Genomic DNA, 17,626 nt, shown 5'->3' with positions numbered 1-17,626 from the left:
TCTCTATAAAGGTTTGCAGCTTCGATAAACGTTACTTCACATTGGGCGGGTAGCTGTTGCTGTGCCGCTTCCTGGTTCTCTCACGACGACTTACGATTTCTTCCAGCGCCTGGGCGACGGAACTTGTCGGGGCATCCTCGACTATGGCGCGAAGTATTCTCTCTTCGGCTGGTGATTTTTCGAGGCGCCACGCCGCTAGGTATTCCGCGACCGGGTCATACGCGAATTGAATCCGTCGATTCCGAGCGTTCCGGTTTAGGATACCACTACTCAGTAGCTCTTCGATTATCTTCGACGGTGGGACCTCGTTTGACCGATTGACGTTAAGGAACGGCAGGACGTCGGCAACCTTGACCAGTACGCCATTGAGAAATTCGAAATCCAGTTCGCGAGGAAAGAGCCTGTTTCCTCTGACAGCTTCGACAGCGGCGTGGCTAGCCGCCCTTAGGAAGTCGTCGCCATTGACGTCGACCCGGTCAATCCGTGCCGCTTCCACATATCGGAGCACGAGATCAACCTGTTTCGTCGATCCAAGTTCGCCCTTCATTGCTTGCTCAACCGCGAACCGAAGGAATAGAGGGTTTGGCATAAGATCGGCGTCAACGAAACTTGCGATTCGCCGATTCACTTCCCTGCGGAGCGCCACGTCCTCCACGTATTGCTTGACGAAAGCTGGAACTTCATTGCGAGACAATGGTTGCGTCGCCACGATCGTCGCGCTTTGCCAAACGGTCGAGCCGTGCGGGTTTTCACGTGATGTAACGATGAGATGTCGGAAATGGCTATTCTTGATCGCGTGCTCCACGTAGTTTGCCGCATTGGCGGAGCTTCTCTCACTCAGTGAATCAACGATCGGGCAGAGCAGACCCGCGGACCCGAGACGCTTGACGATGGTTTCAGTCGGCCCTCTGTCCCAGTCGGTAAGCCGGAGCAAACCGGCCACATGGGAAGTGAGCGATCCTTCCCAGTCCTCATCCACGAGAACCGGCATCGGTTGGTCCTTTCTCCCCACGAGGTGACGCCGCGCGTACGCGAAAGCATAAGAGCTCTTTCCGCTCCCCCCGACACCATGAACCCAAGCGATCAGCCGAGCCCCACGTAGCCGATTGGCCGTCAGCAGTTCTAGTGCGCCGTCCATGGTCACTTCGGCATAGCGTTCTCTCTCAACCACAGGTCGGCGTTCCAAAAAACATGCCCGCTCCAGCGAGTGGCGATGCTTGCGTAGCCACGCCTTAACTGGCCGTCCGGTTCGGCTAGCCCATCCGAAGGTGGTCACTACGTCAACAAGCCATTTCCATGGTGGTGGATCCGGTTCCACGGCCTTGGGAAGAAACCGGCTGCAGAGCCAAGCGGGCACCACTAGCCAAGAGAGGAATGCGGCAAAGACAACGATAGACCAAACAAGAACTGGCCAGAATGAGAGTCTGATAACGGCGTGCTGACGTTGATAAACTGCTTGCGCTTGTTTGGCCGCAAACTCGAGAGAAATGAACGCGCGCCCAAGTGGATGCCAATCATTCAGCAGTACCTGCCGTACACGCTCTTGAGTCACTGGCGGGGTCTCATCCAAAGAGGCGGTTTTCCCATCGGAATCTGAGAATGTCTTGAGAAACGATCGCGCATCGTCTCCAGAAAAGTGTGCGCCTTCACCATTGAGAACAGCGACTGCAGCTCCATCGCGAAAAAATACGCTCCCCAATAGATCGAGACGTGCGTCGAAAACGGCGAGTCGATCGATGCACCAAGCGGCCAACCTATCGGTCGCCAAGTACCCAACAAGACTGCTGTTGCACCCCTCGACGGGTGCGTGGACCGGGGTGCCGTCCAGTTCCCAAACCTGTACCTTAGTCTCGCCACGATAAGTGTAGCCGCGGTTGCCGTCGCCCTCGCCGGAGACAATGCGAGTGCCGTCCAGAGAGAAGGCGGCACTCCGGACCGGACTCCCATGCCCCTTGAAAGGTAGGCCGACCGGTTTGCCATCAAGCGCCCAAAGCCTTACCAAGCCGTCATCACCGGCGGAGACGAAGCGGGTTCCATCTGGAGAGAAGGCAAGGCTATAAACCGGGCCAACGTGCGCCTCGATTGGCTTACCGAGCGGCGTTCCGTCAATTTCCCAGAGCCGTAACGTACCGTCAATTCCACCTGAAACGATGCGTGTACCATCCGGCGAAAAGGAAACGCTCCAGACTGCATTCCCCCCGTGTCCATCGAACGGCTTGCCCACTGGAGATCCGTCAAGCGCCCAGAGCCGCACTTTTCCGTCATTCCCACCAGAAACAATTCGGGTGCCATCCGGAGAGAAAGCAACGCTTGCAACCCACCAATCGTGCCCCCCGAAGGGTTGTCCAACCGGAGTACCGTTCAATTCCCAGAGCCGTAGCGTGCCGTCATCCGCGCCGGAGACGATGCGCATGCCATCTGGAGAAAATGCAAGACTTGTTACGTAATCCCCGTGTCGCTCGCGGGAAGACCCGAGCGGGGTTCCGTCGAGTTCCCAAAACCGTACGATGCCGCCTTCCCCTCCGGATGCTACACGTCGGCCATCCGGAGAGAAGGCAGCACTTAGGACCCAGTTCCCTTGCCCCTCGAGTGGTATGCCCGCCGGAGTGCCGTCGAGTTGCCAGAGCCGAACGGTGCCATCGTCGCCGGCGGAGACTATGCGCGTGCCATCCGGAGAAAATGCGACGCTCGAGACCGAGCGACCTTGACTCTCGAAGGGCGGACCGACTGCCTTTCCGTCGAGCCCCCAAAGTCGCACCGAACCATCAGCACCATTGGATGTGGTGACGTAGGAACTTCCCCCGCCAGTAACGATCTGCGTGCCATCGGGCGAGTAGGCAACGCTCAGGACCGCGTACCGGTAGGCATGGGAAGGCATCTCGAATGGAGTGCCGTCAAGAGCCCACTGACGCATCGTGCCAGCAGCCCCGCCAGAAACGATGCGCATGCCGTCTGGAGAGAATGCAACGCTCAGGACTGACCCAACGTGCCCTTCGAAAGGTGCTCCCACCAGGGTGCCGTCCAGTTCCCAGAGCCGTATCGTGCCATCAACCCCGCCGGAGACTATGCGCGTGCCATCCGGAGAGAAAGCAACGCTCAGGACTGACCCAACGTGCCCTTCGAAAGGTGCTCCCACCAAGGTGCCGTCGAGTTCCCAGAGCCGTATTGTGCCATCATCGCCGGCGGAGACTATGCGCGTGCCATCCGGAGAAAATGCGACGCTCCGGACCCAGTCCCCGTGCCCCTTGAACGGCGCGCCAACCAGGGCGCCGTTCAATTCCCAGAGCCGAACCGTTCCGTCAGGCCCGCCTGAGGCAATGAGGCTACCGTCCGGAGAAAATGCAGCCGAGAGCGCGCCAGTGAGGATCTCGGCATGCTTCATTGGGCGATCGAGTTGCGAAACATCAAGAATGTCAATCCGGCCGAATTTGTTGAGTACGAACAATATGTCGGGTTTCCCTGGATTGAATTGGACCGTCCTGGGAGCAAGGCGCGTCGCGTTTAGTTGCGGAACGATCCGCAAGTCATTTGCTGAAACAGCATATGAAGAACAGAAGGAAAAGAATGCCAACAAAAAAAGTGTGCTAAGCCAAGCTGGCATTCGCATAGAATCGCCCTCCTTCACGCGAATGCTAGCATTCACACGTGATTTTGAACAAACGCACCTAAGCCTTTCGGAACCAACCAATATAAGTACGTCCTTCATCGACGTCCAAGCAAGCATATAATCTAGGCCGCGAGGCAATCTCTCCCTTTGCTCAAGCTGCGTATCAGATTGGTCCGCACAACCTACACCGACCCATAGCATGCCAACTGCGGCAAGAACGTTCATACTGTGACGTCCCTATCCCGTGTTAACCTACTCCTCCAAGCCAATTGTACCTCCAGAGCATTTTTGCCTTCTACCGGCTGGGACTGCGCAAGGAGCATCACATTTAAAGTACGTGCCGGGGCTGTCCGCCCTGGACACCGAGGAAACTTCCCGAAAGTGAAATGAGATCATGCTCTGTCACGAGGGTACACAAAGAAAACCTGATGCAGTCGGGTCGCCAATACCAAGTCACCGCAACATGATGCTGCTTCACATTTGATAGAGATGTCAGCTCCTCTCTTCGTAAATTCGGAAGGGGTGCGTCAAGGAACTATGCGCAACAGTCTTAGTTATCGCCGCTCTGACCAGGTTAAGCTCATCATCTGCCTTGCCGATAATCACCTGTTGCTCAACAAGTCACGATTGTGAAAGATAAGGCATGAATCGAGAACATACTGCCAAAAACAGGCGCAAATGAACCATTTTCAACATCGCCACTTATCAATTGCGGATAGAAACGGCGAAATGACGTCGACAGCCTGGCCAATCAGCCACTTAGAGCGAACTACGCTGTGTCTCCGTGGCAAAGCTAAGTAGAAATCAGTGTTCGACTTGGATCATAGCGCTTTACGGGTGGTCAGCCTATTCTCCGGTTGTGGCGGATTGGACTACGGGTTCGCTCGCGCGGGCTTCAACATCCAAGCCGCATTCGACAATGATGCCCAAGCTGTTTCGTGCTATAATATGAACCATTCTATTGCCGCCAAACGGCAAGTTATCGGCCATCCCTTTGTGTTGGAAACCCCCTCAGACGTAATTGTAGCAGGGCCACCCTGCCAAGGCTTTTCTACGGGTGGCGGTTATAAAGAAAACGACCCAAGGAACTCTCTTCTGTTAGCAACTTGCGAAATTGTGGTCGAAAGCAAAACAAAACTGGCGGTCATTGAAAATGTGGCGGCTTTAACCAACAGGCGGAACCAAGAATATCTACAGCTAGCGATACAGATACTTACTGAAGGCGGATATTCATGTTCAGTTCAAGTATATTCCGCCGCAGATTTCGGAGTGGCTCAACGAAGAAAACGTACGGTGATCCTAGCTCGTCTTGGCAGTGCGTCATTTCGATGCCCAACGCCCCACCGATCTTACCGTCCTACGGTCGAAAAAGCCTTTCGAGGTATGTCCACCGCACTTCAAGCGCACAACCCAAAGTATCCGACAAAGGGTAGTAAACATGCTGTCATAGCAAAGCGGATCGGTATTGGGCAAAAGCTGTGCAACGTCCGAGGAGGAGACGCAAGTGTCGCGACTTGGGACATCCCCGAATGGTTTGGTAATACGTCAAAATATGAAAAGAAAATTCTGACTACAGTTCGGGCTCTTCGTAGAAGAAACCGGAAGCGGAGTTTCGGCGATGCGGACCCAGTTTCGCTTGTTGAGATTGGCAAGGAACTCCCAGAGATCAAAAGTAGTCAGTTAGTTCAATTGGAAGAACGAGGTTTCATACGAAGATCAGGAGACCTCTATGACCTAAGAGATACCTTCAACGGAAAATATCGAAGGTTGGAACCAGACGATGTTTCACCCACCGTCGATACTCGTTTTGGCGATATCCAGCTTTTTTTGCACCCTTCGGAAAACAGAGGTCTGACCGTTAGAGAAGCTGCTAGACTTCAAGGGTTTCCTGACGACTTCGTATTCCCTGAACGAGAGAAAGATGCTTTCAGGTTGATCGGCAATGCAGTCCCACCACCAATGTCCATCCAAATCGCGCAGGCCTGTCGAGAACTGTTGACATGACCAAACTCACTCAAATCCCACCGTCTTGGGACTTTCCCTCCGAAGGAAGCCCTTTGCCGCCTGAGTCCGTATCAATGATTGATTTTCTCAGTAAGAAAGTCTTCAACGATTATGAGCCTTCACAGTTCCATCCTTTTCGCCAAAGGCTTCTCGATTGGTTGAACAATGTTGATACTGAAGAGGATCGACAACACCTACTTTCTCTGCTTTTGAAGGTTTTCTTTGTCGGTCGCCGTGAATTTGAGGCGCTCTATCGCACAGTTTTTCACGGCAACCTTTTTCGATGGATGTTGGAAGTTGAAGAAGTAGATGTTTTCTCAAGTGATCTTGAGAAAAGCATCGTAGACAGAATCAACAAAGCTTGGATTTGCCCTATCTCCGATAGCTTGCGTATCAATTCGTTTTTGAAGGTTAATGGCCTTAAAAGCTTGGACAAACGCCCAGACTGGCGATCTCTGAGGCAGTTCGGGAATGTCGCTAAAATTAGAGCTTACGTAGAAAAAAAAGAAATACAGGATCTTGTATTGCTAGAAGATTTCGTCGGCTCCGGAACTCAGGCGAAAGGTGTTGTGAAATTTGCAGCCGATGCTCTACCGGAAACACGAATTTTACTATGCCCTCTTGTCGTTTGCCCCAAGGGTGACGAGGTTTTGAACGAGACAGTTGGCGAGCTGGACAACGTCACATATGATCCAGCGCTATTGCTGCCATCTTCAGCATTTCATTCATATGAGAACACTAAGACAGATCAGGCAACTGATGCAGAGAAGTTTCTTTGTGGGCTTAAGGACAAAGTGGGAGTATCATCAGAGAAATACATGTTTGGCTTCAAGCAAACCGGAGCCAAAGTGATCATGTATTCAAACTGCCCTAACAATTCGCTGCCGATTTTCCACTTCGAATCGGACACTTGGACACCGCTCTTCCCGAGGGTGAATAGACAGTAATGAAAGCAAATCCCTTCTTCGAACTCTATGTGGGTGACCGGATAAGCTCAAATGAGTTTGTCACTATTTTCAGCCCGATGCTTGTTACGCATACGGAACCACTGTTTATGCCTGGCAACATTGTTGTTACCGGAATACAAGGTTGCGGAAAGAGCATGTTGCTAAAACTGCTCAAACCTCAAACCAGAATTGAATACGAGCAAGCCAATAGAGAATTCCCCGTACCGGAGTCCTTGCGGAAGTTCGTGTGTGGTTCCGTCAACTTGGCTCACAGTAGCGTTATCGACTTTGGCTATCGTGATGCCATTGATGAGAATGTTCAAAAGACAGAGCTGCTCTTTGCTGATTTCCTAAACTACCTCATATGTGACAGCCTCTTGGAGAGCATCGAGGTTTATCTTGGCGCCTCAAAAAACATCAGGGACGAGATAGGCCTAAATTTCGACCGTGAACAAATGGATCTTCTCGCACCGAAAATTGCCAACTTGGCGGTTTGGGAAGGTTGGCTTGGTGAGTGCAATTCTATCAGCGAACTAAGGCTTCGATTACAGCATCGCGCTAAACTCTACCGCCGGTTTGTCCATGGGAAGGACATGGAACTGTCTAGCGAAATTTTTGATACCGCGACGGCGATTGGTGCTCCACAAATCGCGTTAGCCGAACTTCTTCATTCGAGTGGAGCGCTAGCTGCCGACACAAATGTTTTTGTCGATATCGATCAATATGAAGAACTTGGGAATATTTCTTCACGCGATACACCAGGGCAAACGGTCGATTATCGAGCTGTGATTAACAAAGCCTTGGCATCTCGAAATCCTGAGTTGTCCTATCGTATAGGCACCAGAGGTTATTCGTGGAAGAGGCACGGTCGGATACACGGAACAAGTGGTAATTTAGAGTTCATGAGGGACTACAAATACATCGACCTCGATCAAATTCTTAAGAAAGACGAGGATGACAGCGCTAGTGCCAAAAATGTTTTTGACAGTTTTGCAAAGGATGTTTTTGCACGACGGCTCCGCTACGCACAGTTTACGTTTTCGGATGAACTGGATGAGGATTTGCTCGAACGCGTTTACGGTCCGAACCTCACGCCCATGCAAAAGGTTAATCAAGAGATGGGCCTGCGGGAACCTGAGAAATATCTTAAGCTCGATGCCGAGTGGTCTAGAGAAACTAAAGATGCCTTGCTCCGCCTTGCAAAAAAAGACTTGTACAGTGCGAAACTTGGTGAGTTTTGGGTACGCCAAAAAGGAGATCGCGAGAACATAAATGTTCGCGATGAGCTTCTACCATGGATGCGGAATTCAAATCGGTGGTGGAGGAAGGAGCGAGCCAACGTACTCGCTGTGTTGATTGCTTCTCAAAGTAGGCAAAAATCGATTTGGGGAGGCGCGAAGGAAATTTTGGAACTCTCAGGTGGAAGTATCTTGGCTTTCCTCGGCCTCAACCAGTTTATTTGGAGTACGTGGTTGCAGCGAAACGACCGGCCAGAAGTTTCACGGTCAACACTTCCTGAGATAAGCGTAGGCGTCCAGTCGACCGCGATTCATAGAGCCAGCAATGCTTGGTACGATATGGTTTTTCAACAATCAGGTCGAAGCGCGGAACGCGCAAGGTTCGTGAAGTATGTGGGGGATGTTCTCCGCTACAAAATTTTGTCGGACGAAAAGTTAAGCTACCCGGGAGCCAATGGGTTTTCCATTCTAAATGAAGAACTTGATAATCTGCCAGCCGTTAGAGGTTTCCTTGAGCAACTGGCGGACTACGCCAACATGTTAATGCTGAGGCACACAACTAAAAACCCAGGAGCGGGTCAACGAACCAAGTTTTATTTTCACCCTATTTTTTGTCCGACATTGGGTCTTCCATACGTGCGTACCAAAGAGCCCTACTATGCTCGTATTCGCGAAGTAGCCGACTGGATTTACAAGGCTGGCTATGATGTTCCTTTGGCTCAAAGCCCGAAAGCACAGCAAGAAGAGTTATTTTAGAAGAATATGCAGAGCTTCAAATTTCGCCCTTGGGGCCGTCCTTCGTGGCTGCGCGCAAAGTATGATGAGGAAAAATGGAGTTTCATTGCTTGTCACGGCTTTGAAAAGCGGAGTGCTAAGTCTGTTGCTGCCTCAGCAGCAGAAAAAGACGAAGTTTTTTTCATTCGAATTGACGATCCTTTGTTAGGTCAAGCTGAAGAACAGCTAAAGCGCGAGCAGGCCTATAACAACAACCTGGGAATAATCTCGGCCAACTGCGCCGCACAGATCAACCAATTGCGTGAACCTCTAAAGGCATCAATTGATACTATCCGAGCAATCTGTGACAAAGCCGTTGCTGCGTCGGGCAACATAGTTTTGGACATTACCTCATTGCCGAAGCGCTGGTTCTTCCCAATGGTGAGGTTTTTGGTGCAGAATCCAAATGTAACCAATCTTCAGGTTATCTATACCAAAGGAGACGTGCACGCGGAGGCACTATCTGAGAACCCCGAAACTCTTCGTGTCCTACCTACCTTCATGTCAGAAGATGACCGAGACGACCACGACTTTGCGTTTGTAGGGGTAGGATTTCACACGCATAGCATGATGCAACTTTTCGGGGACGACAAGGCAATGTCTCTGCAACTACTTTTTCCCTTCCCGCCGGGCCCACCCGGCATTCATCGGAACTGGAAGTTTGTCCAGGAAGTGGAGATGAAGGTGCAAAAAGATGATAGTCTAATTGAAGGATCAGACCCAATTAGCTACCTGCACTTGGATTCAATAGACGTATCTCAAACATTTGACGCAATAAAGATTGTAACTGAAGGTGGCGAAAAAACCTCGGTTATGGCCCCTTATGGTCCCAAGCCTTTTTCGTTAGCGATGTGCCTGTTTGCGATTGCCTCAGAGCGATCGGGAAAAGCAGATGTTCCGATATATTATTCCCAACCACAAAAATACGCGGTGGACTACACCAATGATGTGGCTCTGAGGCATGGCGCTCCAGACAGCTGGGCATACGCTGTCAAGAAAAATGGGAAATTCATCTACGAACTTTGACGGCGGCCCCTAGAGGCCGCCGATGCAAATAGGTTCAAACCGCTACTCTCTCACACAAGTAAACGTGTATGAGATGTCTGCCGTAGCAAAATGCCACAACGCCCGCGGACAAGCCTCTAAGCTGGTTTCGCGGTCTGGAGAAGCAGATTTATGGAGAAACTTTGAGCAGGTCAAGCGTTCGCGGAACAAACTAAGAATTAGGACTTGACATTACGAAGCTCATTATCTCGCCCGGTATTCAATACCTAGCGGATGCGCGCTGGCGCACACGCAACAAGTGGTACGTAGACAGAGGCAGTTAAACTGAGAGTTTAAGAATTTTTTCCTTTGCTGCTCACGGAAATCTCTAAATCTCGAGCAAACTGCCTTTTCTGTTCGAAAGAATGTCCACATCAACCGGTTTGATTCGAGAACTAGCGTCAGCGTCTGTAGCGAAAATCCTGTGTGGATGGCTCCTGCATAGCAAGTCCTTTTTGAGCTGATTTCGTGCGTTTGTCAGAAGCAGTCATGTGTCCGGCCTGTTTGCGCGGTTTTGACCGCTGGCCCTGATGGGTTCCGCAAACCAGGTCCCTTACAGGAATACGGGCTGTAGCGCCCGGGACATTCGGCGGGGTGTCCTGGTTTTGGCGGCTGACTTGTGCACCATCATCTCGCGGGTCTTGCTAACTCTTTGTTCCTCTGGTTTCAGGCTGCAGCTCTTGGGCTATAAGGTTCGTTGCGGGTCAGAACGGCCCATACGATCCGGGCGGTCTTGTTGGCCATGGCGACTGTCGCGACGCGGGCTGGTTTACGTTCGAGCAGTGATGTCAGCCACTTGTTCGCTCGTTCGGGATGGGATCTGGTTTGCCGAACCAAAGACGTCATCCCGACAACCAGCAATTGTCTGAGATACTGGTCTCCCATTTTGGTAATCCGTCCAAGCTTCTCCTTCCCGCCGCTGGATTTATTGGCAGGGGTCAGGCCCAACCAAGCTGCGAACTCTCGACCGTTCCTGAACGATGGGTCATGCATCCGGTTGCGATGCTCTGGTCGAAGCCGGACACATGATCCGTCATTCAGCCAGAGCCGTCCATTCTTCGGTTGTTTCACTGGCACTTTCAGCCCCTCTCGTCGCCAAAGCCGTTCAATCCGTCCGTCGCTAACAGACCACCCAGCCTCTCTCAGCAGCGCTGCGATCCTGCGATAGCCATATCGGCCGTATTGACGGGCCAGCTCGATCATGTCGGCCACCAGTCGGTCTTCGTCAGCGCGACCTTGTGGGACGCGCCGTTGCGTGGATCGGTGTTGTCCAAGCACGCGGCAGGCGCGTCTCTCGGAAACGTTCAGCTGGTTGCGTATATGGGTAATACAAGCACGACGACGAGCGGGGCTCAGTAGTTTCCCTTTGTGGCTTCCGTCAGGATCAGTTTGTCCAACGTCAGATCTGAAACCGCGCGTCTCAGCCGCTCGTTCTCTTTCTGAAGCCGTTTCAGTTCCTTCAATTGATCAACACCCATTCCACCGTACTTCTTCCGCCAGCGGTAATAGGTTTGCTCAACAACTCCAATCTGCCTGATCGCATCAAGACGGGACATGCCTTGCCCCATCAGAACTTCAACCTGCCGTAACTTCGAGACAATCTCTTCGGGCTTCGGTCTCTTGTTTGCCATTTGTAGTCCTCCGTTTCCTAAACATAACGGTGGACCAGTTCAGTTGGGGAGGCTCAGTCAAATGGCTGCTCTGTCCGCTCAGCTGTCATTGGCACCTTTGTTGGAAGTCTAGGAGGTGAGCCTAGTCATACCGGCAATCTCTACAGCCCGTAAGCGAAGGTCTCCCTTTGTGTCGGCATACCCGGTTTGAATGAATTCCTGGCTTTTAGGATCTTTCAAATGCTTGTCCCATTGAGCCAATATCGCTTTGCCTTCATCAATCGCCGCATCGACCGAGAGGATTGCGCCGCCTTTGAATATTATGGTTACTGTGCTGTTACTCATGATCTGGTTCTCCACTTTTCTTAGACAAATACATTAACATCCGCACTCCTTGATCGGAGGGTTGAATTTGAGAGAGGCGGCATGAGGACCCCAAACACAAGCCATCCTGGTACCTGATGTGGTAACTTCGCCAGCACAAGAGTCGCCAACTGAGGGCCGCTTTAGAGTTAACGTTCTACAATCGACCTGACCGACAACACTATTATTTACAATTGTGCTGTTATCGACTCTGTTCACCCAATCTATAGCTCCGTCGATTTGACAATTCTCATCCACTACGAAGGAAGCCGCTCCATCATAGTCCCCAAGGAGAATTTCCACATCGACTACCTGCTCGGAAGGTTCCTCGACTACGATCTCGGGAACTTCGGTATCCGGGGCCAGTTGCGGCAGTCTATCTATAAAGAACGTGAAAACCGTCCAAATACCACCGATCAAAAGTGCCAAGATGGTTACTATCAGGGTTACGACGCCTCGATTGTGTTCGTCTTTAAGCCAACCAAACATAGGTCAATCCACACCTTTCTTGGACATCATTTGACACATTCCCATTTTGCGCCCCAATGGCGAACACGATAATCGCCGGTCTTGGGGATTAGGTCTGCAATGCTATTGGTCGAATACCCGTATTTACCGGCTGGTTTTATGTGTTGTTGCTCGAAGGCATGAAATGAACCAGTTGGTTTGTTGAAGATCGCAGTCGTCACAACAATTTTTCCGATTTCGCCGTCAACAGTAGTGCAGACCGAGGGTGGTAGATCCCCGTCTTCCCATTCCGCTGCTATTAAGCCTGTCTTCTGGCCGTCGTCATTTAGCAAGGCAAGCGCTGCCACACCAAAGCCAGAACCGGCTGAAATTACGGCTGTGATAATCAACGCGCGTGCATTAATTTTGGCCACCTCGACGTTCTGACCGTTGGGGTTAGTCATCAGCTGGCACCTTTGTCAGACAAATGCATTAACATCCGCACTCCCTGATCGGAGGGTTGAATTTGAGCGTGGCGACATGCGGGCCCCAATCACAAGTCATCCTGCTTCCCGACGTAGTAACTTGCCCAGTACAAGAGTCGCCAACTGAGGGACCTTTTCTGGAAGTCTGTTCCGCCAACTTTGATACAAGAAGGGCAGGGGGGGCAAGGTCCGTTAAATAGCCCTGAGCTGCCTTTGCCACGCTTTCTTCTATTCTCGCGCAGCAAGTCGCAGACGGCGCAGTCCGGACGTTCAGTTCCGCTGAGTGAAGAGGGAAAGCGCGGACAAAGTGAAATTTCGCAGCGGCTGCGTCAATCTCAGTAATGGCAAACTGCAATGTGTCTTGTCGCGTGGATAATAGGCCGACAAAACCTGTGTTCACTTATAGATCTGCACCTGAGTAGTTTTGGCCCATCCCCCTTTCGAGAAAATTTTCACAAGCAAAAAATTAGCGAACTTACCGGTTTCTTTGCCACGCGTGTCCCATTCGATGCGATCTCTTACAAGTCGGATAGTCACTTCATTGGATGATGCTGTGCGGAAAGCGCGAGTTTCCCAGCCAAATGGTTCCTTCCTTATTGGCGAGACAGTGAAATTCAGCGAAGAGTTGCGATCGGCACCGAAGCAATCAACAAACTCCGCAATTGCTGGCAAAGCTCGACACTCTAAATCAGCCATTAAAACTCGACCCTCGTCGCTGACCAACCATTGTGGATCCAAAGTGAGCGCTAGTGGCGATTGGCCGTCGTCAGCATCATTGGTGATCTTGATCAGATTCTTTTCTTCTTTCGACAAGCTCGAATTACGCGCAATCGATACAACAAGGAGCTTAGTGGCCTTCCAAAAGTCTTCTCCTGCGTTTTTGAAATAACTCTTTAGGAACTCTTTTCCGGCATAACCCGACAGAAATGCTGCTAGATACTCCCACAAGCCAACGTTTGTGACTGTGATCAGCCATTCTAAAGCCTGCGCACCACCACCACCCGGGGCGCTGTTGAACGAAATACTCTGTCTATAGTCTTGTACGGAGACTTGTGTTGGCTCCAAAAATGCCTCCTCCAAGAGCTTCCGCGAAAGGTCTTCTGCTCGACGGGAAGGTGGTCTAATTTTGATTGGTTCTGGCATTTTGCAATAAATGTCACCGTTTGAAATTGCGTGGAAGGATAACACGCGAAGCGGCGACTGGTCAAAATCCATCGGGTTGTAGTACCAATATCGTTTGTCTTGTCTGAAACTTCATTTCATTGGGAACTCCTGCTGAAAGACATCGGAGCAAGGCGTAGCATCCGTTAGAAAGGACTCCCTACTGTAGTTCTCTGTGGATGCATCAACTGAGGCAGTGAGCCCAGAGCTGCCATTGAGCCGCCATTGCTATAAGAACTGCGTGCTGCGGGTGCATTTGTCTGCTCTCCGCGCATTGTCGACCTTGGTCGCCTAGATGCCCGTCATTGTTTGAGTGAAATGATCGGATGTCGGCTTCGAGCCCAGACCAGCTGATGCTGCAGACTGCTCTAAGGTCAGCTTTTGGTCTTTCGCTGATGTAGCAGGTTGCGAACCCCACATTCCTACGCTCAAATTCCGGTGTCCGATGGCAGGTGACCTGGGCTATTGTAGGCGCGACATGCACGAGATCCTCTATCGGCATTATTTTACCAGCTGAGCCGTGCGTTAACCAAAGCTGAACGAATTACCTAGTAGGGCTTGCGTCCCAATCTGCCCGTCGTTCCAGGGAAGAGCTCAGAACAGTTGGATCTACAGGCGCTCCATCGCGTTCGATCACGGCTGGCGTCGCGGCGAACTGCGACGATCAATCAGATCCGCGCTTTTTGATGGAACAAGGTATCACGGTGCGTACACGTAAGCGGCTTCCGAGAACATGCAAGAAAATCACTCGCGAACAGAAGCCGATACTACAAGTTCGAGCCCCAACCTGCCGTTACTCTCATTTCACGCGTTTGCATTCGCGGCATGACGGTCCAGCCCATTCCAGACACTGGGCGCACCGCATAAATGCTGCGGTCGCAGCCCGCTAAGCGAACATTCAATCTTTGTACTGAGTTTTCTCGTACCCAAGACTAAGGATGTTGTGGCAACAGAAGCCTTCATACATAGAATCCCGAGTGCGTCGCTCTACGTGCAGAAGAACTTTAAAGCCAATGCATCCGATCGCCCAAAGGCGCTCTCAAATACACCAGGTTGTCGCTCCCAGCTGACCGCCTTACCCGAATTCTCCGCGCTTTCTGTGATCAAAGAAATCAGAGAGTTGGCATCTGTTGGTCGACCGTTCTCAAGATTGGCCTTCATGTAATTTCTGCCAGCCCGAAAATGCGGAACTACAACAAACGCACCGGCTTTCGCTGGATTTCGACAGTACTGATCCAATCCACCATATTCATTTACAGGAACCAATATTTGGTGTGAGTTCATTACGGTGGAAACTTCCGAAAGCTTGATAAAGGCAAAACCATTTCCATCTGGCTGATAACACATAATGTGATCCAAAACTGATCTTGGGTCACCACCAAGACTCTCGATATGGCCTGCCGTAACGAATCGTGAAACAAGATCGGGATTAGTGCTCTGGTAGATTTTTACTTGTTCAGCAACCCATAGGCTGAGTGCTTCTTCTGGGATCTCTAGTTCACCCACATCTCTCTTCGCTGAACGGCACTCGGCTTCCATCCATCCTATGTAGCTATCGGTCCCGCGATTGTGCGGTGTAGTCAATCCGTCGATGGTTTTGGCGCTTACATAGTGATATCCATTGATGGGAACTGTGGTTAGTGCTGCAAACCCAAAAGTCTTTCCGTTATGTTGAATGGCTCGCATTCGACTTGCATGGGAAATTATTAGATTTTTTGCCTGTTCAGATGGTTTCTCAAAAGTCATTCGTTCAAGTAATTCATTCGCTTCCAAAGTGTTAAACTCAGTCGGCGCTTTGAGATGCCTGATGTTGTCACCATGCTTTATTTCCACTCCAACTCGAATGTCACAAATCATGGAGCTGATGAAATCTGTAAATGGAACACAAAAGCTCTTTTGACCTTGATGGTTTGCTTTGACTTCAAATTCTCCTTCGCCGTCGTATTGATCCGGAGAAATCTCCACTTCGACAATTGTAGAAAATCCGCGAAGACCCGCTTCAGGTGCATCGGATGAGTGCAGCGGACGAAGTGTAAGACCACTTGGGAACTCTAAGCAGCGATAATTCTGTCTCGCTGCGTCGAACCGACGAGAGAAAACTCTCACGCTTTTTGCAATAGAGAATACTGAGAAGAACCCGATCCCAAAACGCCCGATTATCTGCGCGTCTTTGCTTTGCATGCCAGGAAACTCTTCGGACGCTTTGGGGCTTTTCCAGAAACTACTGCCGAAGTCCAAGAGAGAGTTCAACAAGACAGCAGGCGACATTCCCACCCCCTTGTCCGCTACGCGCAGAACCCAGTTTTCGGTCAAGGGATGCTTCAGGAGTTCAATCGATATCTCCACGTTGGCGTCAAAACTCACGTCAAAGGCCCGTCGCGCCGAAACCGCATCTATAGCGTTTTGGACCAGTTCACGGGCAACGACCGCTAAAATATCATCAGCACCATACAGCTGTTGCCCGCCAAGCGCGCCAACAACCCTTTCTACGTCACCGACTTTTACCGTCGCGTTCGTGGGTTCCCAACCCTCTGTTTGAATGCGTCTAGAAAGCTCTTTTGGTCCGGAATTGCTGTCAACGCCATCTGCGAGAAGCGCAATCTCGCTACCGTAGGTCTCAATTAGAAGTGCATTTGAAGTTGCCAATTCCCGTTCAACAATTTGGACGTTGTCGTACATGACCCACCATGCTGAGGCATCATTCTTGGCGAAGGGCTTAGTGGTTGAGATTAACAGCTTCGACGAGTTTTCCAGCCGAGACACTGCACCGATCCTGTTTTGCGCCCGCCAATGGTCTTGAGACACACCGCTTGCCTTAAGCAGGCACAGCAAAGTTTCAGGTGCCCTTGTACCATCTATCTGGGCCGCATCTGCACATCGAAGTATACAGGCCAACAGCAAAGGCCGTATCGTCCAGTTATTTGGAAAGCCAACTACCGGAGATTGTATGTTTTGTAATTGTTCTTCTACCTGATGAATATCCCAGTGGTGGGAGGCTGCTAGTTTACCTATTAGGCGCCCGTGATGCTCACGAATTAGACGATCTTCGATCACAAAGAATGATTCACCGTTTTCATCAACTCTCCACTCTTCATAGGCAATCTTCTCTGCTTGTTGAGCATGAAGTGTTCTAATAGCGTCGAAATCTGCGTTCTTTTTGGCTTCAAGATCTTTTTGGCCGGCTTGCTTGTGCCGCCAATTGGCATCCTTCCAAACATCGGTCTGCCGGATTGCATCCCGTCCGCCCTCATATGCTTCGAAGCAAAGCGCAGCATCATGGAGATAAAAGGTGCATCCAAGGACAAAAACTTCCAAAGGATTTAGTCCATGATCCGGCCCGACCAAAAGGTCGGCAACGTCCCATAAAGCATCCATATGTGTGATGTCGTGGACGGTAAGGCTGGGAAAATCCGCAGCTATCTTGGAACCCAATACGCTGGCGTTTTCCCTAACGGCATTCAAAGCCGAGGACAGTCTTTCCTTTAACTGCTCTTCTCCTGAACGTTCAAAGGCACTTTTCCAGATATTCGACTGCTCAAATGAGTTCATTTTGTCACTTGTCCTTACCGGGCCTGTTTCGATACGCCGTCAAAAGCGAAGTAACGACGGTTAGACAGTAGGTTAAGCGAGCCGTTTACCTCATACAACGGACCCAGTGAGCGCCAGCCAAGACTTCTGCTTTCGCCTTGGGATTGGGTCGCCTTTGCACCCGCAGCGAAAGTCTGGATTTTGCCCCCCATTTGGTTGCTTCGCACTCACAGCACGAATTTGGCGGCCGCAGCGAAGGTCTGCTTAGTGGCGCGTCCAGCCAGTTCATGATTGTACAGCTAAGGTCGGGAATGGTCCGCAAAGCGGAACTTCCGGTAGTTTTCCCAAATGACCGCTTTGCGGTGTGGTTTCAACGGATCGACGCAACACAGGCATCAAATTTCTCTGCTGGTGTTAG

9 protein-coding genes and 2 pseudogenes are annotated in these 17,626 nt (G+C 51.0%); 5 read left to right on the top strand and 6 right to left on the bottom strand.

What is annotated here, in order from left to right; genetic code table 11:
* Positions 1–31: 31 nt before the first annotated feature.
* On the bottom strand, positions 32–3,607 hold the full coding sequence (locus GOX66_RS20020; protein ID WP_170764880.1) for a hypothetical protein: 3,576 nt from the start codon (positions 3,605–3,607) through the stop codon (positions 32–34).
* Positions 3,608–4,414: 807 nt separating this feature from the next.
* Between GOX66_RS20020 and GOX66_RS20015 the strand changes: the two genes are divergently transcribed.
* Genes GOX66_RS20015 through GOX66_RS20000 form a run of 4 tightly spaced genes read left to right on the top strand, consistent with a single transcriptional unit; the run spans position 4,415 to position 9,596 of the window.
* Positions 4,415–5,611, top strand: a complete 1,197-nt coding sequence (locus tag GOX66_RS20015; protein WP_170764878.1) for a DNA (cytosine-5-)-methyltransferase — start codon at positions 4,415–4,417, stop codon at positions 5,609–5,611.
* Entirely contained in the window at positions 5,608–6,558 is a 951-nt protein-coding gene (locus tag GOX66_RS20010; protein WP_170764876.1) for a phosphoribosyltransferase-like protein, read from the top strand. Before GOX66_RS20015 ends, GOX66_RS20010 begins: the two co-directional genes overlap by 4 nt.
* Positions 6,558–8,552: an ORC-CDC6 family AAA ATPase gene (locus GOX66_RS20005; protein ID WP_170764874.1), complete on the top strand. Its 1,995-nt coding sequence runs from the start codon at positions 6,558–6,560 to the stop codon at positions 8,550–8,552. The genes GOX66_RS20010 and GOX66_RS20005 overlap by 1 nt, the downstream gene beginning before the upstream one ends.
* A 6-nt stretch (positions 8,553–8,558) precedes the next feature.
* The gene (locus GOX66_RS20000; protein WP_170764872.1) at positions 8,559–9,596 is read left to right on the top strand and encodes a hypothetical protein; all 1,038 of its coding nucleotides are present in this window, start codon (positions 8,559–8,561) and stop codon (positions 9,594–9,596) included.
* Positions 9,597–10,280: 684 nt separating this feature from the next.
* Here GOX66_RS20000 and GOX66_RS19995 read toward each other — a convergent pair.
* The 4 genes and pseudogenes from GOX66_RS19995 to GOX66_RS19980 form a co-directional block, all read right to left on the bottom strand.
* A pseudogene (locus GOX66_RS19995) lies at positions 10,281–11,245 on the bottom strand (transposase).
* A gap of 108 nt (positions 11,246–11,353) precedes the next feature.
* Entirely contained in the window at positions 11,354–11,569 is a 216-nt protein-coding gene (locus tag GOX66_RS19990) for a hypothetical protein (protein ID WP_170764870.1), read from the bottom strand.
* A gap of 533 nt (positions 11,570–12,102) precedes the next feature.
* Positions 12,103–12,498: a hypothetical protein gene (locus tag GOX66_RS19985; RefSeq protein WP_170764868.1), complete on the bottom strand. Its 396-nt coding sequence runs from the start codon at positions 12,496–12,498 to the stop codon at positions 12,103–12,105.
* Positions 12,499–12,915: 417 nt separating this feature from the next.
* Positions 12,916–13,734 (bottom strand): hypothetical protein, encoded by an 819-nt coding sequence (locus GOX66_RS19980; protein WP_170764866.1) that lies wholly within the window; start codon positions 13,732–13,734, stop codon positions 12,916–12,918.
* A gap of 507 nt (positions 13,735–14,241) precedes the next feature.
* Between GOX66_RS19980 and GOX66_RS19975 the strand changes: the two are divergent.
* Positions 14,242–14,390 (top strand): annotated as a pseudogene (locus GOX66_RS19975) (IS110 family transposase); the annotation flags it as partial.
* Between the two features lie 277 nt (positions 14,391–14,667).
* Here the strand turns inward: GOX66_RS19975 and GOX66_RS19970 are convergent.
* On the bottom strand, positions 14,668–17,229 hold the full coding sequence (locus GOX66_RS19970; RefSeq protein WP_170764864.1) for an HD domain-containing protein: 2,562 nt from the start codon (positions 17,227–17,229) through the stop codon (positions 14,668–14,670).
* Positions 17,230–17,626 lie beyond the last annotated feature (397 nt).

It is taken from the genome of Ruegeria lacuscaerulensis (assembly GCF_013031245.1).
Taxonomy (GTDB): Bacteria; Pseudomonadota; Alphaproteobacteria; order Rhodobacterales; family Rhodobacteraceae; genus Ruegeria; species Ruegeria lacuscaerulensis_C.
This window is presented reverse-complemented; position numbering and strand designations above follow the sequence as displayed.

What these genes read in the sequence shown, in the direction of transcription:
- GOX66_RS20020 (WP_170764880.1), bottom strand. Translation starts at nt 3,607, where the DNA reads ATGCGAATGCCAGCTTGGCTTAGCACACTTTTTTTGTTGGCATTCTTT.
- GOX66_RS20010 (WP_170764876.1), top strand. Translation starts at nt 5,608, where the DNA reads ATGACCAAACTCACTCAAATCCCACCGTCTTGGGACTTTCCCTCCGAA.
- GOX66_RS20005 (WP_170764874.1), top strand. Translation starts at nt 6,558, where the DNA reads ATGAAAGCAAATCCCTTCTTCGAACTCTATGTGGGTGACCGGATAAGC.
- GOX66_RS20000 (WP_170764872.1), top strand. Translation starts at nt 8,559, where the DNA reads ATGCAGAGCTTCAAATTTCGCCCTTGGGGCCGTCCTTCGTGGCTGCGC.
- GOX66_RS19990 (WP_170764870.1), bottom strand. Translation starts at nt 11,569, where the DNA reads ATGAGTAACAGCACAGTAACCATAATATTCAAAGGCGGCGCAATCCTC.
- GOX66_RS19985 (WP_170764868.1), bottom strand. Translation starts at nt 12,498, where the DNA reads ATGACTAACCCCAACGGTCAGAACGTCGAGGTGGCCAAAATTAATGCA.
- GOX66_RS19980 (WP_170764866.1), bottom strand. Translation starts at nt 13,734, where the DNA reads ATGGATTTTGACCAGTCGCCGCTTCGCGTGTTATCCTTCCACGCAATT.
- GOX66_RS19970 (WP_170764864.1), bottom strand. Translation starts at nt 17,229, where the DNA reads ATGAACTCATTTGAGCAGTCGAATATCTGGAAAAGTGCCTTTGAACGT.